This window comes from Paenibacillus pini JCM 16418 (genome assembly GCF_000576305.1).
Classification (GTDB): Bacteria; Bacillota; Bacilli; order Paenibacillales; family Paenibacillaceae; genus Paenibacillus_AQ; species Paenibacillus_AQ pini.
Map to the genome: position 1 here is coordinate 1 of NZ_BAVZ01000009.1, position 22,611 is coordinate 22,611.

Sequence of the window (22,611 nt, forward strand, 5' to 3'; positions counted from 1 at the left end):
CCCCCTAACGGGTTTAGGTAGATGCTTTTTTATGAATTAGTGGTATTTGGGCTGCTGATCGTCATTTTTGCCTTTGCTGCCTTCAATCACTTGGAAAGGATAGCTTTTACGTTTGTTCGTGGATGTTTGTGTGCGCTTGCCAGCATTCACTTTTTCCATAGTCCGAACAGACGGTTTTATTTTTATTTTGTTACGCTGCCCTTGCTTGCGAAAGCGGTTAGGAAGATATCTGTAGAGAAGCAGTACTACCACGAATACGAGAACAGGTATCATCAAGTTCCGAAGTAGGCTGCCTCTGGAGAAGAGCAGATCAGTCAAAACGCCAGCTAGAGCAAGTATGATGATAATCCAAAAGAACCAAGGCCGCTTTTTCATCTCATTCTCATCCTTTCAGTGGATCAAGAACTCCGTTTCTAACAGGTTCATCTGTTATTGAAGCCTTCGCCTTTTCCATTTCAGCGTCCAATTCAAGCATGCGTTTAAAAGAAGCAATAGATACTTCAACCTGATCATCTTTAGGTTCCTTCGTAGTTAGAAGCTGTAACCAAAGTCCAGGGTAACCTAAGTAACGAAGCACAGGAACTTCACGAAGAGCGTTTGTCCCTTTGAGAAATTCAAACGAAAGTGCAATAACGACAGGAAGTAAGTATAAACGTTGTACAATTCGATCAACCATATTATCCCAGGAAATAAAAGAATAAATAATAACACCAAGAATAATGGTAAGCATCATAAAGCTACTTCCGCAGCGATAATGAAGTCGGCTATGCTTCTGAACATTGGCTACTGTAAGTTCTTCGCCAGCTTCATAACAGGTGATAACCTTATGTTCCGCCCCATGGTACTGGAACAATCGTTTGATAACAGGTGTTTTAGAAATTGCCCATAAATAAAGAAGGAGCAATAAAAGTTTAATGACACCTTCAATTATATTATGCAGAGTGTGACTCTCGAACATATTACCAAATAAGAATTTTTCAATAAATACAGGTACTAATGTTAGGACGACCTTGCCAAAAACAAAAGAGAGTACGCCGACGGCGGCTACGCCAAGCATCATGGTCAGACTCATGCCTGACTCTTCTTTTTTCTTTTGCTTCTCACGTTCTTCTGGTTCTACCTCATCATCTGCATATGCCTCGGCTGAGTAATTCAAATGCTTCGAGCCTTTAGCGCTGGAATCTATAATACTGACAATGCCGCGCAGTAAAGGGATTTTACGCAGTTTGCGAACCCAAGTCTTATCCTCACGAGGCACTTCTAAGAATGTAATTTCCTGATTTTTGCGCCGCACTGCTGTGACATTTACGTGTTTACCACCGAACATCACGCCTTCGATTACGGCTTGACCACCATAAATAGCCTTATTAGATTGTTGGGACAACCACTTCACCTTCCCTGATTGTTAATGTAATAATCCCATTGTATCTAATTTTAGGACTAATATCTAGAATGAAAGAGATACAGGTTTTTTCTCTGTATCTCTTTCATTCGGGAATGGAGCACATTAAAGGGAAATAACCTAAATTCTGTTCATTCTAGAATGAAAGGATTTAAGAAGAGAAACTTAAATTCTCTTCATTCAGGAATGAAAGAATTTAAGCATAGATAACCTTAAATTCTGTTCATGCAATATGGTTTAGCCCTGCATGAAATGAACATACTAAGACAAGCCAAATTTGTAAGTAATACATCATTTCAGGGGGCAAAAGTAATGGGACGAAGTCAGAGTCAGCATCAAAACAACGGGCACCGCACAAACCCATGGGGCTATGCACTTGAACTAGGGATATTTGCTGGCATCATATGGGGGGCAATTCACTGGGTCTTTTACTCGTTACACTTCACTGTCATTGTTCCGGGATTTTTAGGAGAGCCTTATTTTAAGCATGCATTTTTGAAAAGCGGTCTAGGTCAGTTCGTAGGCTGGTTGTTTTTTATAGTCCTATCGATTATTGCTTCATATATGTACATTTTTTTATTTCGCAAAATGAAAGGCCCTTGGCCAGGCATAGCATATGGAATTGTTTGGTGGATTCTTATCTTCGTTGCAATTGGTCCCTATGTGCATATGGTTAAGCCTATAAATAAACTGACATGGGATACGCTTGTTAGCGAATTTTGTATTTTTCTACTTTGGGGTCTGTTCATTGGCTATACGATCGCCGTTGAATACACCGATGAACGGAAGCGCGAACCCCAACATGCGGGAGGCTGAGCGGAAAAAACTTCTCAAGGAGACGTCCCCTATGTTAAAATAGCAGATGGTTATTTGACGATAAGGGTGGGAATACCATTTTGAGAACCATTTGGGTGATCAACGGACCAAACTTAAATTTACTCGGCCTTCGGGAGCCGGGAATATACGGCTCTCAAAGCTTGAAATCCATTGAAGAAGCTTTGCTTCTGAAAGCGGAAGCTTTGGGTGTGTCCATCACATGTTATCAGTCTAATCATGAAGGGTATATCATTGACCGCATTCATGAGGCAGTAGGGAATGCTGATGGAATTATTTTGAATCCAGGCGCATTGACCCATTACAGCTACGCTGTTCGAGATGCCATCAGTTCGGTACGCATTCCTACAGTTGAAGTGCATTTGTCCAACATTCATGCCAGAGAAGCTTTTCGGCATACCTCAGTTATAGCCCCTGTGGCCATTGGCCAGATTGCAGGTTTCGGAGAAGTCAGCTATGAACTAGGTCTGATGGCTTTACTGCGTCATTTGGAGAGTCAGGGCAACTGACTCCTCAGAACGGCAGTGGAAGTTGTGTTAGAGAGGAGAACAGACGATGAGCAACAAACGTGTATTGAAGCTTCGCGAAGCAATGCAGAACAAAAGTGTTAAAGCTTTGTTTGTAACAAGCAGTATCAATCGTCGTTATTTAACGGGTTTTACTGGTTCCTCAGGCTACGTCTTGATCACGATGGATGCAGCCTATCTATTAACGGATTTCCGTTACATGACGCAAGCGCCACAGCAGGCACAAGGATTTACTGTTGTAGAGCATGGGCAGAGAGTTACAGATACCATTAAAGAATTACTATCTTCATCTAACATTACGGAGCTAGCTTTTGAACAAGAGGATGTCTCATTCTCAGCGTATACAACGTTTGCGCAGCAATTGAAACCAGTTGAGCTTCTTCCGGTAGCTGGCTTGGTAGAGCAACTTCGTATGTTCAAGGATGAAGAAGAATTAAAGGTTATGCAGCGTGCCGCTGATTTGGCTGATGAAACGTTCCAGCATATCTTGGGTTTTGTGAAGAAAGGTATGACTGAGCGGGAAGTAGATCTAGAGATGGAGTTCTTCATGCGTCGTAAAGGAGCTACTTCATCGTCCTTTGATACCATTGTTGCATCGGGTGAACGTTCTTCCATGCCTCATGGTGTGGCGAGTGAACGAGTGATTCAGGGGAATGAACTGATTACGTTTGATTTCGGAGCTCTTCTGGATGGATACTGCTCGGACTTAACTCGCACGATTGCTCTTGGTCAGCCAGATCCAAAGTTGAAAGAAATATACGACATCGTACTTGAAGCTCAGCTTCATACGTTGGAACATATTAAACCAGGTATGACCGGACGAGAAGCTGACGCGCTTGCTCGGGATATTATTACGAAATATGGCTATGGTGAGCACTTCGGTCACAGCACAGGACATGGCCTTGGCATGGAAGTTCATGAGATGCCAAGATTGTCCAAGCTAAGTGATGATGTTCTGAAGCCAGGCATGGTCGTAACTGTAGAACCAGGTATTTATTTACCAGGTCTTGGCGGCGTTCGTATTGAAGACGATATTGTAATCACGGATACGGGCATTGCAATCTTGACGCATTCGTCGAAAGATTTCACCGTATTACCGGTCTGATTAACGCAATATATATATTTTTAATTACTTAGGAGGCATTTTTGTGATTTCAGTAAATGATTTTAAAACAGGTTTGACCGTTGAGGTAGAGGGCGATATTTTTACAGTAATCGATTTCCAACACGTTAAACCGGGTAAAGGTGCAGCGTTCGTTCGCTCGAAGCTGAAAAACTTGCGCAACGGTAACACAGTTGAACGTACTTTCCGTGCTGGTGAAACGATTGGCCGTGCGATTATCGAGAACCGTGCTGTACAGTATCTGTATTCGAGTGCACAAGAATACACATTCATGGATAATGAAACGTATGACCAATTCGAATTGAGCGCTAAGCAATTGGAATGGGAATTGAACTTCCTGAAAGAAAACATGAACGTGAACATCATCAGCTACAAAGGTGAAATCCTAGGAATCAACCTGCCTACGAGCGTTGAGCTAAAAGTTATTGAAACTGAGCCAGGCATTAAAGGTAACACGGCTACAGGCGCGACGAAGAATGCAAAAGTTGAAACAGGTCTGAATGTTCAGGTTCCATTGTTCATCAACGAAGATGATTCGCTTCTAATTGATACTCGCGAAGGTAAATACATCTCCCGCGCATAGTTTTGTCATGTGTTTAGTAGTATTTCTAGTTCGTCCAGAAACCCCTTTCTTTTGTGGAAGGGGTTTTTTGTTTATTTTCTAACATAATATTGAATATATAGGCTTGAAAAAACTTTAACTGTCCGTTACACTTTCGTAATATACTCATTTAAAGCGTGAAAATCAGACAGATGTATAAAGAGTGGGGAGTGAATCGAAGTTGTCACTGTACGTCATGAAATTCGGGGGCAGTTCCGTAGGTGATACGGAGCGAATGAAACGCGTCGCTAGACGCATCGTTGAAAAGCAAGACGAAGGACATCAATGTGTAGTTGTTGTCTCTGCTATGGGGGATACGACAGACGATTTGATCGATCAGGCTAAACTTCTAAATCCGGAGCCGCCTGCACGGGAAATGGATATGCTTATGACTACTGGAGAGCAGATATCGATGGCTCTATTGTCGATGGCTATTCATCAGCTGGGCCGTAGTTGCACTTCTTTTACAGGCTGGCAGGCGGGTTTCCGTACGGAATCGGTCCATGGTAAAGCGAGAATCACCGATATCTTACCGAAGCGAGTGATTCAAGCACTGAATAACAATCAAATTGTCGTTGTTGCAGGCTTCCAAGGTATGACCGATGATGGGGAGATTACGACGTTTGGTCGCGGAGGTTCCGATACCACTGCTGTAGCCCTTGCGGCGGCAATTAAAGCAGATGTATGTGAAATTTATACAGATGTTGATGGTATTTATTCCACAGATCCTCGCATTGTCAAATGTGCACGCAAGCTAGAAGAGATTTCTTACGACGAAATGCTGGAGCTAGCTAACTTGGGCGCAGCGGTACTTCATCCACGTGCGGTAGAGTATGCGAAGCACCACAAGGTTCGACTAGTTGTACGCTCTAGCTTTAACTATAACGAAGGCACAGTTGTGAAGGAGGAAACGAGCATGGAACAGGGAGTCGTTGTTAGTGGAATTGCATATGACAAGAACGTAGCAAGAATTAGTATTTTGGGAGTTGCAGATATTCCCGGCGTATTGGCCGATGTTTTTGGTGCTTTAGCAAAAGCAGGAATTAACGTTGATATCATTGTTCAAAGTGGAGTTCAGAACGGCGAAGCGGACTTCTCGTTTACCGTCTCTCTCTCAGAGAGTGAACATGCTTTGAAGGTTATAGAGAATCTTCGTGACCATGTTCCATACCGTGAAGTGAACTCCGAGCATAATCTGGTAAAAGTATCCATCGTTGGCGCTGGCATGATCAGTCACCCAGGCGTAGCCGCTCAGATGTTTGATGTAATCTCGAAGCAAGGCGTCAGCATTAAGATGGTTAGCACATCAGAAATCAAGACGTCCTGCGTAATCGAGGGTGGTAACCTAGAGCAAGTAGTGAAGGCACTGCACACGGCTTATAACCTAGATACCGATGCTCAAGTATTTGTCGGTGGACCACAAGACCGCCGCTAGAAATAGCTATCGATGATGGCGAACTGGCATAGAGCGTGAATAAGAGTTTTAAATCAAGAGACCCGAAGCGAATGTAGCTTCAGGTCTCTTTTTTTGCGTCTAAGAAATCTTGTAAAACATCTCTAAAAGAGAGATTGCTGCATATATATATGAACGTATGATTCTAATTGCTGAGGAGGTTCATTCTATTGGACAAGTTCGTCGCCAGTATGGCATCACTACGAGTCATTTCGGGAAGCATAGAGATCGCCGCGGCTTTGTATATGTTGAAATTGGCTCAAGTGGATAAAGCGCTAGCGGTCAATTCATTACTAGCTTTTGTAGGTCCGACAGTTCTGATATTGACTACGACCATTGGTCTGATTGGCATCGCTGATAAGTTGTCGTGGGGAAAGATAGCCTGGATATTCTTTGGAGTTTCCTGCCTCTTAATTGGTATTTTGAAAAAATGATAGATTCCATCGTCATAAAAATGAAGTACAAGCATACACATGAAGTAAGAAAACTGTTAATAGTTTTTGAAGACTAGTAAACACATGTGAAGAAATTGCTGGATATTGAATGGACATGGAGGTGGGCCTCCGATGAACTTGAGTTGGCTCGAATGGTTACCGGAAACGATTAAGAGTTTGCTTCTGCAAATATCGCCTGACATTCTCATTCAAATGGAAGAAGTTCGCATTCGAGAAGGAAGGCCGCTTGAAATTAATGGGCCAGAGGGGCATCGGTTCGTTACTCTGCAGGGGACGCTTACCTTGGATGCGAAGACAGCTTATTTTCCAAAAAGGGATGACAGTCGTAGGATGCTAGATCTGATAAGCAATCACTCCCTGTACACAATGGAAGAAGAACTACGCAAGGGTTTTGTAACTGTGCCCGGTGGACATCGAGTTGGACTTGCTGGTCGCACCGTCCTTAGTGGAGGACATGTGGAATTGATTCGAGACATTAGCGGATTCAACATGCGGATCGCAAGGGAAATAAGAGGTGTAGCCGATCCTATACTTCCATACCTCATAGATCTGAGAGCTAGAAGGATAAGGCATACGTTGATCCTTTCTCCTCCTCAACACGGGAAGACGACGCTTATGCGCGATCTGGCTAGGCAGATCAGCAGTGGTGGTTATGGACAATCTGAAATGTCACTTCAAGGGATAAAGGTTGGGATCGTGGATGAACGTTCGGAAATTGCGGGGAGTTTGCGTGGTGTTCCAAGTTTTGATGTCGGACCTCGAACCGATGTGATGGATGCTTGTCCCAAAGCTGAAGGCATGATGATGATGATCCGTTCCATGTCACCTGAAGTTCTAATGGTCGATGAAATTGGCAGGATGGAGGACGCGAATGCAGTCACAGAAGGTTTGCATGCAGGTATTACGGTGATTGCGACGGCGCATGGAGCTGGAACAGACGAGCTTAAACAACGGCCAGCACTCGCATTACTCTTGGAGAATCAAATGTTCGAGCGATATGTGGTGTTAAATCGCACGAGTCAGGGACTTGGCTTCCGTATACTAGACCAACAGCAACGAACTTTGCAGCTAAGAGATACGCAAGGTCGCGTTCAAGGAGGCGGTTCGCTTGTTTAAGATGATTGGAATCATATTGATTCTGCTCTCCGGTACGCTAGCTGGTTTTCATAAGGCAAGGCAGTTTGCGGCAAGACCTAGACAGATTAGGGAAATGATACTTGCCTTGCAGCGTCTAGAGACAGAAATCACGTATGGCCTTACACCGCTTCCAGATGCTATGGCGAAGATGGCAGAGCAGGCTAAAGAACCGCTTCGTACGGTATGGAGTAGTGCATCGAGATGGATGAGCCCACTCATGAGATTGAGCGCACAGGAAAGCATCCAGCGCGCTCTGAACGACAACTGGAAACGAACTGCAATGAGATCGTCAGAGAAGGAAATATTGCACCAGCTGAGCTATACGCTCGGAACAAGCGACCGTCAGGATCAGATCAAGCATATTGCCCTAGCGGCCCAGCAGCTGAAGCATGAAGAAGCCTCTGCACGAGAGGATCAAATCAAATATGAAAAAATAAGCAAAAGTCTGGGGCTCTTGATCGGAGCATTGATCGTCATTTTGATCTTTTAGCGAGGTGCCAAGGAATGAACATAGATGTCAACGCAATCTTTCAAATTGCGGGAATCGGGATCATCATAGCCATGATTCATACGGTGCTCAAGCAGATGGGGAAAGAGGATATGGCTCATTGGGTGACGGTCATCGGCTTTGTCGTGGTACTGTTCATGGTCGTCCGGCTGCTTGACACCCTGTTGCAAGAAATAAAAACGATCTTTTTATTCCAGTAGAGGTTTCTGCTATGGAAATTATACAAGTGGTAGGTTTAGGTCTTATCTCAACCATTCTGATATTAATCATCAAAGAACAGAAGCCAATGTTTGCGTTCTTACTGACTGCTTGCACAGGAATATTAATTTTCATGTTTCTTATGGGCCGAATTGGTGCAGTGTTCATCGAGCTTGAGCGCATGGCTGAATCAGCAGGTGTGAAGATGATTTACCTCAAGACGATTCTTAAAATTATCGGAATCGCTTATATCGCAGAATTCGGAGCACAGATCGTCAGGGACGCCGGTCAGGAGAGCGTTGCTACTAAGATTGAACTGGCAGGCAAGGTGCTTATTATGGTACTGGCCATTCCAATTATTGGAATCATTATTGAAACCGTCCTGAAGCTGCTGCCGGCCTGAGAAAGTAGGGATGACCATGTTGGGACAACAACAAATGATCCAATCGAAACATCTCTTTATTTTCCTAGTTATGTTTCTCATTGTTGGGTGCAGTCGTGTATTTGCAGCTTCGCCAGCAGATGAATGGGTCAAGCAACAGGTGCAGGAACTACCTAAGGGACAAGTGGAGAACTATTGGGATCAACTGATGAAGGATTATGGGGGATTCTTCCCCGATCAAAAGACACCTACGTTCGTGGATATGCTCATTCCAGGTGGAGACGGCTTCAGTATTAAGAATGTATTCTCCGCATTGATGAAGTTCATGTGGCATGAAGTGCTATACAACGGCAAGCTTCTGGTTACAATCGTCATGCTGAGCATCATGAGTATGATTCTTGAAACACTACAATCAGCATTTGAACGAAAATCGGTCAGTAAAATTGCCTACTCTCTCTGTTACATGGTCATTATCGTGCTTGCCATAAACAGCTTTAATGTAGCGATTGGTTACGCAAAGGAAGCGATTGATCGCATGATCGATTTCATGATGGCGATGATGCCACTACTATTCGCTTTACTGGCTTCAATGGGTAATATCGTTACTGTTTCCGTAACCCATCCACTGATTGTCTTCATGATTAACACGGTGGGTACACTGATTTACACCATTGTATTTCCACTACTCTTTTTCTCCGCGATTTTACATCTTGTTAGCTCACTCTCAGATAAGTACAAATTAACGCAACTAGCCAATCTGCTTCGCAACATCAGTGTAGGATTTCTTGGAGCACTGCTTACCGTATTTCTTGGTGTGATCTCAGTACAAGGTATTACAAGCTCTGTTACCGACGGTGTTACGATTCGTGCAGCTAAATACGTCTCAGGGAGTTTTATTCCAGTCGTCGGTAAAATGTTCGCAGATGCCACAGATACGGTAATTTCAGCTTCGCTACTAGTCAAAAATTCAATAGGTCTTGCGGGCGTAATCATTATTCTCTTCTTATGTGCCTTCCCAGCACTCAAAATATTGACTCTTGCCCTTATCTACAATGTGGCTGCTGCAGTCATGCAGCCACTTGGGGAATCACCTATCACGACATGTCTTGAGACGATTGGTAAGAGCATGATCTATGTGTTCGCAGCACTCGCAGCGGTAGGCTTAATGTTCTTCCTAGCCATTACGATCATGCTGACGGCGGGCAATGTGACCGTCATGATGAGGTGAAGAAAAGGAGGCGATAATTCATGACATGGCTAAGCGGATGGCTGCGCGAAGTGATCATGATTGTGATTTTGGCATCCTTTATTGATTTACTTCTCCCAAGTCGTTCAATGGAACGCTACGTAAAGCTAGTCATGAGCCTACTCATCCTGCTCACGCTCCTTGGTCCACTCATCAAGCTTCTAACCGATTCACCAGCTTCTCAACTGAGTGCAGCGATCAGTAAACAGGATCAGGAATCGATCTGGACTGCAAAAGGAGCGAAAGGGAATCTCAATCAGATTTTGGTTGAGGCAAGCAAAATCAAACTTCAACAGCAGGCGCAGACATTAAAGTTTGCAGGTGAAGAGGTAGCGCAGCGAATGAAAGAACAGATCCAACAGCAAACCGGTCAGAAGGTGGAGGAGGTAAAAGTTGCTCTAAGTCTTCAACCCGTTAATCAGACTTCCTCCGATCAAGAAAGTCCAGTTATATCTGCGGTTATCGTTATTTTACCAGGAGCTCAAGCCTCTGGTTCAACTGGAAATCAACAGCAAGGATTAGGTCAATCCATTGCTATTGAAGCTATACAGCCAGTTCAGGTGGATGTACAAGTACAACCTGAAGAAGGTAGCTCGGTCGCGGCATCAACATCGCAGCCTGACAATTCACAATCTCAATCTGAAGCAGCTCAAACGGAAGGAACAGACATAGTAGAGAAGAGTAATACCATCCGAGACATGCTTGTCACCATGTGGGATCTGAAGCCGGAAAGCGTTACGGTTCAGAGAAAGGCCGAATGAAGTGCGAACGCTGAACAGAAGGTGGAGGTGAGAATATGGGGAAATGGTTTAAAAAGCTGGAGCAGTGGCTCGGCGGGGGAGCAGGTGGAACGCAAAAAATACATACATTTCGCTGGCTCATTATTGTGGGGCTGGTAGGGGTTGCCATCGTGCTATTCAATTCCTTCGTCAATGTAAAGAAAATAAATAACGAAAATATAGGCAGGGAGCCGCCAGCCGGGGCGCAAACCCAAGAGACCTTTCAGAATACGGCAACACAGGGAAGTGCTTTTGAGAGTATTGAAGAGGCTTCTGAGAGCAAGATGAAAGACATTTTGGAGAAAATAGTGGGCGTAGGAACGGTAGATATCATGGTCACGGTGGATTCCACAGATGAAATTATTTATCAGCGTAATGTGAAGGACTCTCAGCAACAGACGGATGAGAATGACGCAAATGGGGGAAAACGCCATTCCACACAATATACGAGGGATGGAGAAGTTGTCACTTATGAACAATCCGGCGCACAGACTCCGATTATCACCAAGAGAGTCAAGCCGCAGATCAGGGGTGTACTGATTGTAGCGAAAGGAGCAGAAAATGAAGTGGTCCACAAGCTGATTGTGGATGCGGTAGAAAAAGGACTTAATGTTCCAAGTTACCGAATTTCTGTCGTGCCTCGTAAGCAGGGGTGAAGCCGCATGTTCCATATTCATCTAATATTGAGGAGGATTTAAATAATGAATAACAAGAGACAAACGATTTGGTTGGTATCTATGCTCAGTTTAATGGTGATTTTGTCGGCATATTATTTATTTACGGAAGATACTGGTCCATACAAAACACCTATTGCAGACAGTACGCAGGTAGATGCTAAGAACAAGACAGTCAAGGAAACAACAGTATCAAAAACAGATGAAGGCGTTGTTGTTACTGAAGTTGTAACGGATGGTAAAGTGAATGAAACACCAACAACAGACACAGCAGCAAAGGATACTACCACTAAAACTGCAACGGATGACACGGCAAAAATAACAGACAAAACAACTGACAAAACTACGGATAAAACGACAGTATCTACGGATAAGAAAAGCACGACGGATTCGGCGAAAACGACGACTGGCAGCACGGCAAAGAAAGATACTCCAAAGTCGGATACGGAAGTATTGAAAGAAGTGGCGCTGCAAACAACTTCAGGTAGTACATTAATTGATTCCTACTTAATGCAGCGTTCGCAGGAAAATGTGAAGAAAAATAGTGATCTAATGGCAAAAATGAATGATATGACTAGCAACTCAGAAGCTCAAGCCAAGGCTTCAGAAGAGCTGACTGCGCTTGAGGATAAAGAGTCGAAAATTCAAGGGATTGAGCAGGAATTGGAACAAAAGTATTCTTTCCCTAGCGCATTTGTAAAAGAAGAAGCAGATAAGTACAAAGTGCTTGTACTCAGTAATAAAATGGATGTGAAGCAGGCGGTAAGTATTGTTCAACTCGTTATGAAAGAGCTCGAAGTTGGTCAAGATAAAGTTAGCGTACAGTTCGTAGCTCAATAAGAAATATTGAAAACAATGGGAAAATAGAAAGAGTCCGGAAATTCCCGGGCTCTTTCTATTTATAGAGTTTGTGATATAATACATATCGGTATGTGCATGAATGTCCGAAGCAATAGCTTCCCCTTATAGCTGAAGGAGTGAATAGTGAATGTTCAAGTTAAACGAAATTAAAGAATTAATTAAATTGGTCGATCAGACCTCTGTACATGAACTGGATATTGAAATTGAAGGCACAAAGTTGTCTATACGTAAGCCAGGTAAGACGGAAGTTATCAATTTCCAGCCAACCTTGCCACAAACACTGATGCAAGCTCCTCAGGGCCAAGTTGTACAACAATATAACCAGGCACCGGTTGCTAGCGAACCTGAAGTGGATCTTGCCGCGTCCTCACTACATAAAATTGTTTCCCCGATGGTTGGTACATTCTACAGAGCATCTTCACCAGATAAGGCACCTTTTATTAGTGTGGGTGACAGAGTAGATGAGAAATCTACAGTCTGCATTATTGAAGCTATGAAACTAATGAATGAACTTGAAGCAGAAATCAAAGGGGAAATTGTTGAAGTCCTCGCCGAAAACGGGCAACTGGTAGAATTCGGGCAGCCTCTATTTCTGGTGAAAGCAGACTAAGGCCAGTACGAATGAGGAGGTAACTTGCATGAAATTTCATAAAATACTTATAGCAAACCGCGGTGAAATTGCCGTACGCATTATTCGTGCTTGTCGTGAACTCGGTATTTCAACCGTTGCCGTTTATTCGGAAGCTGATAAAGAGTCACTTCATGTACGTTTGGCAGATGAGGCCTATTGCATAGGTCCGGTTTTATCTAAAGATAGCTACTTAAATATTACTAATATTATGAGTGTAGCCTCTCTAACAGACTGTGATGCTATTCACCCTGGATACGGTTTTCTAGCGGAGAATGCTGATTTTGCAGAGATTTGTGAATCTTGCAATATTACGTTTATCGGTCCTTCCGCAGATGCGATTACGAAGATGGGGGATAAAGCGGTAGCCAAGCAGACGATGATGGCTGCAGGGGTACCCGTTATTCCTGGCTCTGAAGGATTAATTGAGGACTTGGATGCTGCCATAATGATCGGCCGTGATATCGGATATCCGCTCATTATTAAAGCAACAGCTGGCGGTGGAGGTAAAGGAATTCGTATTGCTGACGATGAGCCTTCACTGATAAAGCAGATTACTGCGGCCCAGCAGGAAGCTCAGAAAGCTTTTGGTAATGCTGGCGTATACCTGGAGAAATATCTCACAGGTATGAAGCATGTCGAAATTCAGATCATTGCAGATAAACATGGTCATGCGGTCCATTTAGGAGAGCGAGATTGTTCTGTGCAACGTCGTAGACAGAAGCTGGTAGAAGAAGCTCCTTGTTCGATTCTCTCTGAAGAAATCCGTAGTCGCATGGGTGAGGCTGCTGTACGTGCTGCACTAGCGGTTAATTATTCCGGTGCAGGCACGCTTGAATTTCTGCTCGGAACAGATGGACAATTTTACTTTATGGAAATGAATACTCGGATTCAAGTTGAACATCCAGTCACTGAAATGGTAACAGGTATTGACCTGATTAAAGAAATGATATCTGTAGCAGAAGGTAATGAGCTGTCCTTTACTCAAGATGAAGTTGTGATTAACGGTTGGTCTATGGAATGCCGTGTGAATGCGGAAGATCCTGCTCGTAATTTCATGCCTTCTCCTGGTAAAATCCAGTTTTATCTGCCTCCAGGAGGACCTGGTGTTCGTGTAGATAGTGCAGCTTATCAGGGTTATAGCATCCCTCCTTATTATGATTCTATGATTGCCAAACTGATTGTCTGGGCACCAACACGTCAGGAAGCGATCGCGAAAATGAAGCGGGCATTGTCTGAATTTGCTGTGGAAGGTATTCAAACTACTATTCCTTTCCATCAGAAACTTATGGACCATCCGACCTTTAATAAAGGTGATTTTGATATTAAATTCTTAGAAGAGAATGAAATTTAGAATCGCTACAAGAACGTTTGTCATCATGCCCACGAGATGGTATAGTATGAATGATTCATTGCGTTCGCCTGATCCGTCTACAACGAATATCTATAATATCCGAAAGGTGTGTTGAGGGCATAATGAGCACATTACCGAGTGACATTGAACGTACGGAAATTGGCGAGATTCAAATTGCTCCAGAAGTTATTGAAGTCATTGCAGGTTTGGCAACCGTTGAGGTAAGCGGAGTTGCTGGAATGAGCGGTGGTTTTGCAGGTGGTATTGCTGAACTTCTGGGACGTAAGAATCTTTCCAAAGGTGTTAAAGTTGAGGTTGGACAGCGAGAAGCGGCTGTCGATGTTTCAGTTATCGTTGAATACGGCTTCCGTTTGCCAGAAGTGGCCTCGGAAATTCAGCGCAATGTGAAACGTTCAATAGAAAATATGACCGGTCTGAACGTCGTTGAAGTTAACGTACATATTCATGATGTACATTTCAAGACAACTGAGCGGGTTGATGATGTTGAATTCAGCCACCGGGTGAAATAATTCGATAAAGCTAAACCCCCGATAGAACTATCGAGGGTTTACTCTAATTAAGGAGCTGTGCTGTTCGTGGCCAAGATACTGGACAGACTTTTGCTGTTTATATACAGCTTGAGTATTGGTGTAATTTGTGTATTTGCCATCCTCCTCTTGAGTGGTGTGGTTCCTGATCCGCTTAGCGGTTTCAATCCAGAGATTGTCCTAATCACAGCGATTGTCGTCTCTGTGGTGTTATTCCTACTAAGTATACGATTCTTTTATATTTCAATTCGCCGTGATCGTTCTCATGTTCCTTCGATTGATCAGCGGACAGAATACGGAGATATTCAAATTTCCGTTGAAACAATTGAGAATCTATGTCTTAAAGCAGCCTCTAAGGTGCGAGGAGTTAAAGATCTGAAAGCACGGATTCGTGTAGGTCAATCGGGTCTGGAAATTATGATCCGAGCAGTAGTCGATGGAGATGTATCTATTCCTACGTTAACCGCTGAAGTTCAGAAGCAGGTTCATGACTATTTGCAGGACACGACAGGGATACCAGTGGCTAATGTAGCAGTCTATATCGCTAATGTTGCCCAGTCGCCTAGTTTTAAGAGTAGAGTGGAATAGAGGTGAATTTCCCGATGCTTTGGAAGGAAATATGGGAGAGTCACAGAGGCCGAGTTGTCGGCATCGCGGGTGGAATTCTATACGGAATTATATATTTAATGTTTGGATTTTGGGATATGTTGTTCTTTGCACTGGTTGTGTTCATAGGATATACCGCTGGCAGAAGGAAGGACCAGAATGAGGGTCCTTTCTTCCGCTGGAAGGTAATGGGACAGTGGCTTTCTGAGCGCTGGCGCCTTTTCAAATGATCACCGTGATATGCTTTCTCCGGAAAAGAACCACTGCTTCAACACGCCTTTTTTCCCGGAGGCAGCATATCACGGTTTTTTTGTGGTACAAACCATGTTTATGAATCATTTAATCCATAATAATAATAAGAGAAAACCAAGATAGGTTCAGGAGGAACATAATGAAAAGACGGTTAGCAAGAGAAATTGTAGTACAAAGCCTCTATCAAATGGAAATGAATCAGGTAACTAGCGAAGAAGCGGTGGCTATGTTGCTGTCTGAAGCTGGTGAAGAGAATGATACCGAGCGTGTAATTACCGACGAGCCACAGCTTACAAGCTATGTTTTGGAACTAGTGGATGGAACTTGGAGTCATAAAGTAGCGATTGATGATCTTCTAGCTCAATATCTTAAAGGATGGCAAATGAGCCGCCTGTCAAAAGTTGACCGAGAAGTGCTGCGATTAGCTGCTTATGAAATGCTCTATCGTGAGGATGTTCCCGCTAAAGTTGTTATTAACGAAGCGATTGAATTGTCTAAGCATTTCGGCACGGATGAATCAGGTAAATTCGTCAATGGTGTATTAGGAAATATGATTCGTGAATTGGAAAAGTTAAGATCAAAAAAGTAATAGAATAGTTACTTCTTTCATTATCATTCAAATTAGGGGAGAGATCATAACATGACAGCATCTATTATTAGCGGTAAAAAAGTATCTGACGAAATTCGTGGCAGTATTAGCGATGAAGTGAAAGAACTTGTAAGCAAAAACGTTGTGCCTGGGTTAGCGGTAGTATTAGTGGGTGAAGACGCTGCCTCTCAAGTCTACGTCCGCAATAAAGAAAAAGCCTGCCATGATCTCGGCTTCTATTCTGAAGTACATCGTTTACCTGCTGAGACATCTGAGCAACAACTATTAGCATTGGTAGATACATTGAATCAACAGGATACCATTGATGGGATCTTGGTGCAGTTGCCGCTACCTTCTCATATTAATGAAAAATCAGTTATTAATGCGATTTCTGTTCATAAAGATGTGGATGGTTTTCATCCAGTAAATGTGGGTAATCTGGTTATTGGTGATGATAGTCTTCTACCTTGTACACCAGCAGGTGTGATCGAGTTAATTAAACGCGCTGGCGTTGAGTTATCTGGCAAGCATGCTGTGGTCATTGGTCGTAGCAATATTGTAGGAAAACCGGTCTCACTGCTTTTACAACGGGAGAACGCAACAGTAACGATGTGCCATTCACGGACATCTAACATGGCAGAACTTGCAAGGCAAGCTGATGTGCTCGTTGTTGCCATCGGACGTGCTAATTTTATTGATTCAAGTTATGTTAAGCCTGGTGCTGTTGTCATTGACGTAGGTATGAACCGTTTAGAGAATGGGAAATTAGCAGGTGACGTTGATTTCGAGAGCGTTAAAGAGGTTTCAGGTCCAATTACACCAGTTCCTGGTGGCGTTGGTCCCATGACCATTACAATGCTTATGAAGAACACATTAACAGCCGCTAAACGCAATCACGGGCTGGTATAAGGATAAATTGAGATGAAACCGCAGAATATTTATTCGATTAAGGATCTGAGCCGGTATATCCGGATGAAACTGGATTCGGATAATGTACTCTCCGATGTATGGATTCGTGGTGAAATCTCCAATTTCACACACCATTCCAGTGGACATATGTATTTCACGTTAAAAGATGAAGCCAGTCGTATTAAGGCAATTATGTTTGCCTCTCACAATCAGAGGCTTCCCTTTGTGCCTAAAGAAGGCGCTAAAGTGATTGCTAGAGGTAATGTAACGGTCTATGAGCGAGATGGTCAATATCAATTTTACGCTACACAAATGCAGCCAGATGGCATTGGTAGTCTTTACCTTGCATACGAGCAGCTGAAGAAAAAGCTTGACGATGAAGGCTTGTTCTCGGCGGATCGGAAGCGGCGTATCCCTGCTTTTCCTCAAACGATTGGTGTGATTACTTCACCAACCGGTGCAGCGGTACGTGATATCATCATCACGCTTGAGCGTAGGTATCCTCAAGCCCGAGTCATTCTCCATCCAGTCCTTGTACAAGGAGCTGGAGCAGCTCCCGCTATTGTGCGTGCTATAAACAATATGAACCGGATGGAAGAAGCTGACATACTTATTGTCGGTCGAGGTGGAGGGTCGCTTGAAGAGCTGTGGGCATTTAATGAAGAGTCAGTGGCAAGAGCCATACGATCTTCTGAGATTCCTGTTATTTCGGCTGTCGGTCATGAGACCGACTTTACGATTGCGGATTTTGCCGCTGATCTACGTGCGGCGACTCCAACTGCAGCTGCGGAGCTTGCTGTTCCCAATACTGCTGAATTAAAGGGCCAAATCAGGCAACAACAAAGGTTGCTACGGCAGTCATTACAACAACGCGTCCTAAGAAGCAGGCAGCGTTTGTCAGCTTTACAGCGTTCTTCCGTGCTAGTTCATCCGCGCCGCTATATGCTGCAACATGCGGAGCGACTAGATATGCTGAGGCAGCGTCTTACTGGCACGTTGCAGAATCGCTCGAAGCTGCAACGTGAACGTCAGGCACGTATCCATCATGCTTTGATGAGATATAATCCTAAGGAGCAGATGATATCGGCGAGACAACGGACAGAAGTGAATAGAAAACAGCTCCTTCAGTCGATGCAAGCTATTATTAAAGATAATCAGTCTCGTATGAGAACCAGTATACGTCAGCTGGACGCACTGAGCCCACTCAAAGTAATGTCCCGTGGCTACAGCTTGGTTTATGATGAGCAGCAGGATCGTTTAATTAAATCACTTGGGGATGTACAGCTTGGTGATCAGATTCAAATAAAAGTAAGTGACGGGCAAATATCCGCCCAAGTATGGGCTAAGAAGGAGGATGCACAGAATCATGGCGAAGGATAAAGAACTTAATTTTGAAGATGCAATGATTCAGCTTGAGGACATTGTAGGTGAGCTCGAGCATGGAGATGTTCCTCTTGAAAAAGCGATCGAATTATTTCAATCAGGCATGAAACTTTCTCAACTGTGCAGCCAAAAGCTTGAACAAGTGGAACGTCGGATCGAAATGATCGTAGAAGAAGATGGAGAGTTACGTAAGAAGCCTTTTGGTAACCAATTGGATTTGGACGGGAGTGACCTCGCTTGAGTAATCGGCTCCCCTTTCCGAAGTATATGTCACTAATGTCTGATCAAGTGACAAGTCATTTGGCAGATTTGATGCCTTCGGAATGGCTAGTACCTACTTCGCTATCTGAATCTATGAATTATTCACTAATGGCGGGCGGGAAGAGGCTACGTCCATTACTTGTATTGTCCGCATGCGAATCACTGGGCGGTAATCAAGAGGCAGCTCTTGAAGCCGCATGCGCTGTTGAGATGGTACATACGTATTCGCTGATCCATGATGATTTACCAGCTATGGATAATGATGACTATCGTCGCGGAAAGCTGACGAATCATAAAGTTTATGGAGAAGCGACTGCAATTCTTGCAGGGGATGCTCTTTTGACCCATGCCTTTTATAACATTTCACAAATGCATCGTAAGTATGGGGTGAATGCAGAATCAGTGCTTTCGATCATTGAGGAATTATCCGAAATGGCGGGACCTCGCGGTATGGTTGGTGGGCAGATTGCTGATATGGAGGGAGAGCAGGGTTTAACAGACTTAGCTCATCTCCAATATATCCATATTCACAAAACTAGTGATCTTATTGTCTTCTCACTTCTCGCGGGGGGACGTATTGCTGGTGCGAACGAGTACCAGCTTCAAGCTTTACGTACATTTGGCCTTAAAATTGGGCTTGCTTTTCAAATTCAAGATGACATCTTAGATCTGATTGGTGATGAAAATAAACTTGGTAAGAAAACACAGAGTGATGTGGAACAACAAAAAGTGACTTACCCTTATTTTATCGGACTAGATGCCTCCCGTACTGAAGTGGAGAAGTTAACTCGTGAAGGTAAGGAAGCCTTGCTGAGTGCAGATTTGAATGATCCTAGCCGATTATTAGAAATTGCAGATTATTTACTAAACAGGGACCATTAGTAAGCGTTCTTAGGAAAGCTAAATGATTTGTGATATAATGGCGAAAAGAATCGAAGCATATAATAGATAAATGATGATTCATAAATAATAAATTGAAGGAAAGCGGGGAGATTGACGTGCTGCTTCCACAAATTAAACAGCCAGGACAATTGAAATCACTATCGGTTGAAGAACTCTCTTCTGTGGCGGCCGAAATCCGCCAATTCTTGATTGAGAAACTATCTGTTACTGGTGGGCATCTTGCATCAAACTTGGGAGTAGTTGAACTCACGCTAGCCATGCATTACTGCTATAACAGCCCAGAAGATAAATTTATATTTGACGTAGGTCACCAAGCATATGTTCATAAAATACTTACTGGCCGAATGGATCGGTTCGATTCATTACGTAAAGCTAACGGTCTGTGTGGTTTTGTGAAGCGCAATGAAAGCGATCATGATGTTTGGGAAGCTGGACATAGTAGTACTTCGTTATCGGCAGCAATGGGCATGGCTTTGGCTCGCGATTTGAAGGGTGAGCATAACAAAGTTATTGCATGATTGGCGATGGAGCTCTAACAGGCGGAATGGCTTTTGAAGCATTAAATCATATCGGTCATGAACAGAAAGACCTAATGGTCATTCTTAACGATAATGAAATGTCCATTGCACCTAATGTAGGAGCTATGCATAATTACTTAAGCAAAATCCGCTCAGATCGGTACTATTTACGTGCCAAAGACGAAGTGGAAATGCTATTGAAGAAAATTCCAGCTATCGGAGGCAAGCTTGCGAAGACCGCGGAGCGCGTAAAAGATAGTTTGAAATACATGATGGTACCAGGTGTGTTATTCGAGGAACTTGGTCTGACTTATCTGGGGCCTGTAGATGGCCATGATATGCACAAGCTGATCGAAACCTTTAAACAGGCCGACAACGTTCGTGGACCTGTATTTGTCCATGTATTAACTACTAAAGGTAAAGGCTATAAGCCTGCAGAAGCAGATTCTTATAAATGGCATGGCATTTCTCCATATAAAATTGAATCGGGTCAAGTTTTAAAATCGGTCGGTAATCCAATGTACACAGATGTGTTTGCTAAAACCCTAATTGAACTTGGTGAACAGGATAAGCGACTTGTTGCAGTTACGCCTGCTATGCCAAGTGGTTCTGGTTTAATTCCTTTCAGCGAGCGATTTCCTGACCGGATGATTGATGTAGGTATTGCTGAGCAACATGCTGCAACCATGTGTGCAGCACTAGCTATGGAAGGGATGAAGCCGGTATTTGCGGTATATTCCACTTTTATGCAGCGCGCTTATGATCAAATTGTGCATGATATTTGCAGACATAATGCGAATGTTATGTTTGCGATTGACCGGGCTGGATTTGTTGGTGCTGATGGCGAAACCCATCAGGGTGTATTTGATGTAGCGTTTATGCGTCATATCCCGAATATGGTGATGATGATGCCGAAGGACGAGAATGAGCTAAGACACATGATGAAAACAGCGTTAGAGTATAACGATGGTCCTATTGCTTACCGTTATCCAAGGGTTAACGGTCTTGGAGTTACGCTTGACGAGACATTGATACCTATACCAATTGGTAAATGGGAGACAGTTCGTGAAGGTGAAGGCTATGCTGTACTCGCGGCTGGACCTATGGTTCAGGTTGCACTTGAAGCAGCTGAAATCCTTAAGCGTGAAGGCGTGCAGCTTCGTGTTATTAATGCGAGATTCTTTAAACCATTGGATCATGAAATGCTGCTCGAACTCGCGAATAGCCATACGAATATGATCGTATTGGAAGAAGCGAGCGAAGCAGGAAGCTTGGGTTCTGCAATATTGGAATTTTATGCGGAGAATCGCATTTTTGATACTAGGGTGTCGCTCATGGGGGTTCCAGATCGATTTATCGAGCACGGAAGTGTGAAGGAACAACGTGAAGAGACAGGATTAACAGCTGAAGCAGTATGTACGGAGATGAAGCAGTTCATGTCCAACCATCCATATGGCATTGGCAAAACAGGATTCTCATCCTAAATGTTAAGGCAGATCAGGAGATCACAATGAATGTACCGAAAGAACGGATTGACATCTTGCTTGTAGAGCAAGGATTTTACGATAGCCGTGAAAAGGCAAAGGCTTCCATTATGGCTGGGCTTGTGTATGCCGCTGGAGACCGTATCGAGAAAGCAGGAATGAAAATTCCGCGCGATTCTGAACTCAAAGTGAAGGGTTCGATTCACCCTTATGTCAGCAGAGGCGGCTTGAAGCTGGAGAAGGCATTAAAAACCTTTGGCATCCAGATGACGGATCGAACCATGCTTGACATTGGGTCTTCTACTGGAGGATTTACGGATTGCGCACTTCAGAATGGCGCATCATACGTTTATGCGATTGATGTTGGTTATAACCAGCTTGATTGGTCGCTGCGTAATGATGAGCGTGTGAATGTGATGGAAAGAACAAATTTTCGTTATATGACACCGGATGATTTGAAGGGACCTACACCTAATTTTGCAAGTATTGACGTTTCGTTTATTTCTCTTCGAATTATTTTGCCACCACTTAAGGCTTTGCTTCAGAGACCTGCAGATATCGCCGCACTTATCAAGCCACAATTTGAGGCTGGGCGAGAGAAGGTTGGTAAGTCAGGCGTGGTGCGTGATCCGGCTGTTCATAAGGAAGTCTTACAGCATGTGCTGTCTTTTGCTCAAGAGCAGGGATTTCAATTGCAGGACTTAACTTTTTCCCCAATTACGGGCGGCGAAGGTAATATTGAATTTCTTGTCCATTGGCGGTTAATGCCGGAGAATGATGTGATGGAAGACACAACGGATACAACAAAAGATTCTGAATCATTAGAATCCATAATCAAAGAGGTAGTTAATCAGGCTACTCAGACCTTTACAGGAAACTCATCTAAGTGATGAGTTTCTTTTAATTCAGAACTGACTGTGTATAAATGAACCATTTCATCGTTTATATTTGATGAGAACGTTTGTTTGGATTATAATGGTGTTAAAAAAAGGATTT

The 22,611-nt window shown here is 43.5% G+C and carries 27 protein-coding genes and 1 pseudogene; 26 read left to right on the top strand and 2 right to left on the bottom strand.

The window, feature by feature from the left end:
• Nucleotides 1-36: 36 nt before the first annotated feature.
• Both JCM16418_RS13590 and JCM16418_RS13595 read right to left on the bottom strand, forming a co-directional pair.
• Nucleotides 37-375: an SA1362 family protein gene (locus tag JCM16418_RS13590; protein WP_036649820.1), complete on the bottom strand. Its 339-nt coding sequence runs from the start codon at nucleotides 373-375 to the stop codon at nucleotides 37-39.
• A gap of 7 nt (nucleotides 376-382) precedes the next feature.
• Nucleotides 383-1,327, bottom strand: coding sequence for a DUF1385 domain-containing protein (locus JCM16418_RS13595; protein ID WP_148298820.1), 945 nt, complete (start codon nucleotides 1,325-1,327; stop codon nucleotides 383-385).
• A 387-nt stretch (nucleotides 1,328-1,714) separates the two neighbouring features.
• On the opposite strand from JCM16418_RS13595, the gene JCM16418_RS13600 reads away from it, so the two are divergent.
• The 26 genes and pseudogenes from JCM16418_RS13600 to JCM16418_RS13725 all read left to right on the top strand — a co-directional run bounded on the left by JCM16418_RS13600 (nucleotide 1,715) and on the right by JCM16418_RS13725 (nucleotide 22,505).
• Nucleotides 1,715-2,218, top strand: coding sequence for a YqhR family membrane protein (locus JCM16418_RS13600; RefSeq protein WP_036649826.1), 504 nt, complete (start codon nucleotides 1,715-1,717; stop codon nucleotides 2,216-2,218).
• Nucleotides 2,219-2,298: 80 nt separating this feature from the next.
• Nucleotides 2,299-2,745 carry a type II 3-dehydroquinate dehydratase gene (gene aroQ / locus JCM16418_RS13605; RefSeq protein WP_036649828.1) on the top strand — a complete coding sequence of 149 codons (447 nt, stop codon included), beginning with the start codon at nucleotides 2,299-2,301 and terminating at the stop codon, nucleotides 2,743-2,745.
• 46 nt (nucleotides 2,746-2,791) lie between these two features.
• On the top strand, nucleotides 2,792-3,868 hold the full coding sequence (locus tag JCM16418_RS13610) for a M24 family metallopeptidase (protein WP_036649831.1): 1,077 nt from the start codon (nucleotides 2,792-2,794) through the stop codon (nucleotides 3,866-3,868).
• 43 nt (nucleotides 3,869-3,911) lie between these two features.
• The gene (gene efp, locus JCM16418_RS13615; RefSeq protein ID WP_036649835.1) at nucleotides 3,912-4,469 is read left to right on the top strand and encodes an elongation factor P; all 558 of its coding nucleotides are present in this window, start codon (nucleotides 3,912-3,914) and stop codon (nucleotides 4,467-4,469) included.
• 199 nt (nucleotides 4,470-4,668) lie between these two features.
• A complete protein-coding gene (locus tag JCM16418_RS13620; RefSeq protein ID WP_036649837.1) occupies nucleotides 4,669-5,922 on the top strand; it encodes an aspartate kinase in 1,254 nt (417 codons plus the stop codon).
• Between the two features lie 182 nt (nucleotides 5,923-6,104).
• The gene (locus JCM16418_RS13625; protein WP_373280719.1) at nucleotides 6,105-6,374 is read left to right on the top strand and encodes a YqhV family protein; all 270 of its coding nucleotides are present in this window, start codon (nucleotides 6,105-6,107) and stop codon (nucleotides 6,372-6,374) included.
• Nucleotides 6,375-6,506: 132 nt separating this feature from the next.
• A complete protein-coding gene (spoIIIAA, locus tag JCM16418_RS13630; protein ID WP_036649840.1) occupies nucleotides 6,507-7,511 on the top strand; it encodes a stage III sporulation protein AA in 1,005 nt (334 codons plus the stop codon).
• A complete protein-coding gene (gene spoIIIAB / locus JCM16418_RS13635) occupies nucleotides 7,504-8,022 on the top strand; it encodes a stage III sporulation protein SpoIIIAB (protein WP_036649842.1) in 519 nt (172 codons plus the stop codon). The genes spoIIIAA and spoIIIAB overlap by 8 nt, the downstream gene beginning before the upstream one ends.
• Before the next feature lie 14 nt (nucleotides 8,023-8,036).
• Entirely contained in the window at nucleotides 8,037-8,240 is a 204-nt protein-coding gene (gene spoIIIAC / locus JCM16418_RS13640; protein WP_036649844.1) for a stage III sporulation protein AC, read from the top strand.
• Nucleotides 8,241-8,251: 11 nt separating this feature from the next.
• Nucleotides 8,252-8,641: a stage III sporulation protein AD gene (gene spoIIIAD, locus JCM16418_RS13645; protein ID WP_036649846.1), complete on the top strand. Its 390-nt coding sequence runs from the start codon at nucleotides 8,252-8,254 to the stop codon at nucleotides 8,639-8,641.
• A gap of 16 nt (nucleotides 8,642-8,657) precedes the next feature.
• On the top strand, nucleotides 8,658-9,848 hold the full coding sequence (spoIIIAE, locus tag JCM16418_RS13650; RefSeq protein ID WP_036649849.1) for a stage III sporulation protein AE: 1,191 nt from the start codon (nucleotides 8,658-8,660) through the stop codon (nucleotides 9,846-9,848).
• 20 nt (nucleotides 9,849-9,868) lie between these two features.
• Nucleotides 9,869-10,627, top strand: a complete 759-nt coding sequence (spoIIIAF, locus tag JCM16418_RS23805) for a stage III sporulation protein AF (RefSeq protein ID WP_052020286.1) — start codon at nucleotides 9,869-9,871, stop codon at nucleotides 10,625-10,627.
• A 35-nt stretch (nucleotides 10,628-10,662) separates the two neighbouring features.
• On the top strand, nucleotides 10,663-11,301 hold the full coding sequence (gene spoIIIAG / locus JCM16418_RS13660; protein WP_036649853.1) for a stage III sporulation protein AG: 639 nt from the start codon (nucleotides 10,663-10,665) through the stop codon (nucleotides 11,299-11,301).
• Between the two features lie 45 nt (nucleotides 11,302-11,346).
• Nucleotides 11,347-12,159, top strand: a complete 813-nt coding sequence (locus JCM16418_RS13665) for a SpoIIIAH-like family protein (protein WP_036649857.1) — start codon at nucleotides 11,347-11,349, stop codon at nucleotides 12,157-12,159.
• A gap of 148 nt (nucleotides 12,160-12,307) precedes the next feature.
• On the top strand, nucleotides 12,308-12,790 hold the full coding sequence (gene accB, locus JCM16418_RS13670; RefSeq protein ID WP_036649860.1) for an acetyl-CoA carboxylase biotin carboxyl carrier protein: 483 nt from the start codon (nucleotides 12,308-12,310) through the stop codon (nucleotides 12,788-12,790).
• Nucleotides 12,791-12,818: 28 nt separating this feature from the next.
• Nucleotides 12,819-14,162 (top strand): acetyl-CoA carboxylase biotin carboxylase subunit, encoded by a 1,344-nt coding sequence (gene accC / locus JCM16418_RS13675; RefSeq protein ID WP_036649863.1) that lies wholly within the window; start codon nucleotides 12,819-12,821, stop codon nucleotides 14,160-14,162.
• 122 nt (nucleotides 14,163-14,284) lie between these two features.
• Entirely contained in the window at nucleotides 14,285-14,692 is a 408-nt protein-coding gene (locus tag JCM16418_RS13680) for an Asp23/Gls24 family envelope stress response protein (RefSeq protein ID WP_036649865.1), read from the top strand.
• Between the two features lie 66 nt (nucleotides 14,693-14,758).
• Nucleotides 14,759-15,298, top strand: a complete 540-nt coding sequence (gene amaP, locus JCM16418_RS13685; RefSeq protein WP_036649868.1) for an alkaline shock response membrane anchor protein AmaP — start codon at nucleotides 14,759-14,761, stop codon at nucleotides 15,296-15,298.
• A gap of 14 nt (nucleotides 15,299-15,312) precedes the next feature.
• A complete protein-coding gene (locus JCM16418_RS13690; protein WP_036649871.1) occupies nucleotides 15,313-15,546 on the top strand; it encodes a DUF2273 domain-containing protein in 234 nt (77 codons plus the stop codon).
• A gap of 161 nt (nucleotides 15,547-15,707) precedes the next feature.
• A complete protein-coding gene (gene nusB / locus JCM16418_RS13695; protein ID WP_036649874.1) occupies nucleotides 15,708-16,157 on the top strand; it encodes a transcription antitermination factor NusB in 450 nt (149 codons plus the stop codon).
• Between the two features lie 51 nt (nucleotides 16,158-16,208).
• Complete coding sequence (gene folD / locus JCM16418_RS13700) at nucleotides 16,209-17,066, top strand: bifunctional methylenetetrahydrofolate dehydrogenase/methenyltetrahydrofolate cyclohydrolase FolD (protein ID WP_036649877.1); 858 nt, start codon at nucleotides 16,209-16,211, stop codon at nucleotides 17,064-17,066.
• 12 nt (nucleotides 17,067-17,078) lie between these two features.
• Complete coding sequence (gene xseA, locus JCM16418_RS13705) at nucleotides 17,079-18,446, top strand: exodeoxyribonuclease VII large subunit (RefSeq protein WP_036649880.1); 1,368 nt, start codon at nucleotides 17,079-17,081, stop codon at nucleotides 18,444-18,446.
• Entirely contained in the window at nucleotides 18,433-18,690 is a 258-nt protein-coding gene (gene xseB / locus JCM16418_RS13710) for an exodeoxyribonuclease VII small subunit (RefSeq protein WP_036649882.1), read from the top strand. Before xseA ends, xseB begins: the two co-directional genes overlap by 14 nt.
• A 26-nt stretch (nucleotides 18,691-18,716) precedes the next feature.
• Nucleotides 18,717-19,592 (top strand): polyprenyl synthetase family protein, encoded by an 876-nt coding sequence (locus JCM16418_RS13715; RefSeq protein WP_172679234.1) that lies wholly within the window; start codon nucleotides 18,717-18,719, stop codon nucleotides 19,590-19,592.
• A 116-nt stretch (nucleotides 19,593-19,708) separates the two neighbouring features.
• Nucleotides 19,709-21,615, top strand: a pseudogene (gene dxs / locus JCM16418_RS13720) (1-deoxy-D-xylulose-5-phosphate synthase).
• A 26-nt stretch (nucleotides 21,616-21,641) separates the two neighbouring features.
• On the top strand, nucleotides 21,642-22,505 hold the full coding sequence (locus JCM16418_RS13725) for a TlyA family RNA methyltransferase (protein ID WP_036649887.1): 864 nt from the start codon (nucleotides 21,642-21,644) through the stop codon (nucleotides 22,503-22,505).
• The last annotated feature ends 106 nt before the right edge of the window (nucleotides 22,506-22,611 follow it).

What these genes read in the sequence shown, in the direction of transcription:
- JCM16418_RS13590 (WP_036649820.1), bottom strand. Translation starts at nt 375, where the DNA reads ATGAAAAAGCGGCCTTGGTTCTTTTGGATTATCATCATACTTGCTCTA.
- JCM16418_RS13595 (WP_148298820.1), bottom strand. Translation starts at nt 1,327, where the DNA reads ATGTTCGGTGGTAAACACGTAAATGTCACAGCAGTGCGGCGCAAAAAT.
- JCM16418_RS13600 (WP_036649826.1), top strand. Translation starts at nt 1,715, where the DNA reads ATGGGACGAAGTCAGAGTCAGCATCAAAACAACGGGCACCGCACAAAC.
- JCM16418_RS13610 (WP_036649831.1), top strand. Translation starts at nt 2,792, where the DNA reads ATGAGCAACAAACGTGTATTGAAGCTTCGCGAAGCAATGCAGAACAAA.
- spoIIIAA (WP_036649840.1), top strand. Translation starts at nt 6,507, where the DNA reads ATGAACTTGAGTTGGCTCGAATGGTTACCGGAAACGATTAAGAGTTTG.
- spoIIIAC (WP_036649844.1), top strand. Translation starts at nt 8,037, where the DNA reads ATGAACATAGATGTCAACGCAATCTTTCAAATTGCGGGAATCGGGATC.
- spoIIIAD (WP_036649846.1), top strand. Translation starts at nt 8,252, where the DNA reads ATGGAAATTATACAAGTGGTAGGTTTAGGTCTTATCTCAACCATTCTG.
- spoIIIAE (WP_036649849.1), top strand. Translation starts at nt 8,658, where the DNA reads ATGTTGGGACAACAACAAATGATCCAATCGAAACATCTCTTTATTTTC.
- spoIIIAF (WP_052020286.1), top strand. Translation starts at nt 9,869, where the DNA reads ATGACATGGCTAAGCGGATGGCTGCGCGAAGTGATCATGATTGTGATT.
- spoIIIAG (WP_036649853.1), top strand. Translation starts at nt 10,663, where the DNA reads ATGGGGAAATGGTTTAAAAAGCTGGAGCAGTGGCTCGGCGGGGGAGCA.
- JCM16418_RS13665 (WP_036649857.1), top strand. Translation starts at nt 11,347, where the DNA reads ATGAATAACAAGAGACAAACGATTTGGTTGGTATCTATGCTCAGTTTA.
- accB (WP_036649860.1), top strand. Translation starts at nt 12,308, where the DNA reads ATGTTCAAGTTAAACGAAATTAAAGAATTAATTAAATTGGTCGATCAG.
- accC (WP_036649863.1), top strand. Translation starts at nt 12,819, where the DNA reads ATGAAATTTCATAAAATACTTATAGCAAACCGCGGTGAAATTGCCGTA.
- JCM16418_RS13680 (WP_036649865.1), top strand. Translation starts at nt 14,285, where the DNA reads ATGAGCACATTACCGAGTGACATTGAACGTACGGAAATTGGCGAGATT.
- JCM16418_RS13690 (WP_036649871.1), top strand. Translation starts at nt 15,313, where the DNA reads ATGCTTTGGAAGGAAATATGGGAGAGTCACAGAGGCCGAGTTGTCGGC.
- nusB (WP_036649874.1), top strand. Translation starts at nt 15,708, where the DNA reads ATGAAAAGACGGTTAGCAAGAGAAATTGTAGTACAAAGCCTCTATCAA.
- folD (WP_036649877.1), top strand. Translation starts at nt 16,209, where the DNA reads ATGACAGCATCTATTATTAGCGGTAAAAAAGTATCTGACGAAATTCGT.
- xseA (WP_036649880.1), top strand. Translation starts at nt 17,079, where the DNA reads ATGAAACCGCAGAATATTTATTCGATTAAGGATCTGAGCCGGTATATC.
- xseB (WP_036649882.1), top strand. Translation starts at nt 18,433, where the DNA reads ATGGCGAAGGATAAAGAACTTAATTTTGAAGATGCAATGATTCAGCTT.
- JCM16418_RS13715 (WP_172679234.1), top strand. Translation starts at nt 18,717, where the DNA reads ATGTCACTAATGTCTGATCAAGTGACAAGTCATTTGGCAGATTTGATG.
- JCM16418_RS13725 (WP_036649887.1), top strand. Translation starts at nt 21,642, where the DNA reads ATGAATGTACCGAAAGAACGGATTGACATCTTGCTTGTAGAGCAAGGA.